Source organism: Companilactobacillus formosensis (assembly GCF_005405305.1).
Classification (GTDB): Bacteria; Bacillota; Bacilli; order Lactobacillales; family Lactobacillaceae; genus Companilactobacillus; species Companilactobacillus formosensis.
The window spans coordinates 1-766 of the sequence record NZ_BJDU01000021.1; the positions used below are offsets into that span (position 1 = coordinate 1).

A 766-nucleotide genomic window follows, 5' to 3' on the forward strand; every position below is an offset into this window, starting at 1 on the left:
GTTACACCACTGCAATATTACATAAAATTTGTAGCTATAATATATCTTGTATTTCTAAGGAACATGGCTGTCCTAACATTCACTGATGAGTCCACTAGCATTGTCCAAGCAGAGAGGCTTTTCAAGTCTTTGATCCTTGATGCTCATAACCTCATTCCTAAGCTTCTTCCTCAGGCTATTAAGAAAGTTGAACTTGTTCAAGGCAATGGTGGCCCTGGAAGCATTCAAGAGATAACCATTGTTGAAGGTGATAGCATCAAACACTTGAAGCATAGAATTGATGCACTAGACAAAGAGAATTTGGCATATAGCTACACAGTGATTGAGGGGGATAGTGTATTGGAAAAGGTAGATTCAGTTTCACATGAGATAAAGTTTGAGGCCACTGCAGAAGGAGGTAGCAAGACCAAGAATATAAGCAAGTATGAACCAAAAGAAGGGGTTGAGATCAAAGAAGAGGATTTCAAAGCTGCTAGGGAAGAAGCCTCAGCTATACTCAAGGTTGTGGAAGCCTATCTTGTTGCAAACCCTGAGGCCTATGCTTGAAAGTGATCTTATGAAACACCTTAGCATCATATTAATTATATCATGGTGTATTTTCAGTTTAACCTATGGTTTACTATGAAGCCAAATATGATATGGCTAGTAATAAAAGTTATATGTATGTGTGAGTTATTTAAATGGGGGCTTATATAGTTGATGTACCAGTACTATCCACATCATAATTACTAAATCAATGTTGAGGTGTTTAAAATTATGAATTGGG

1 protein-coding gene is annotated in these 766 nt (G+C 37.2%); it reads left to right on the top strand.

Annotation, left to right across the window (positions count from 1 at the left end):
* The coding region (locus FFM65_RS12495) for a pathogenesis-related BetVI family protein (RefSeq protein ID WP_137610127.1) at window positions 1–546 on the top strand (546 nt) is incomplete at its 5' end.
* Window positions 547–766: the final 220 nt, after the last annotated feature.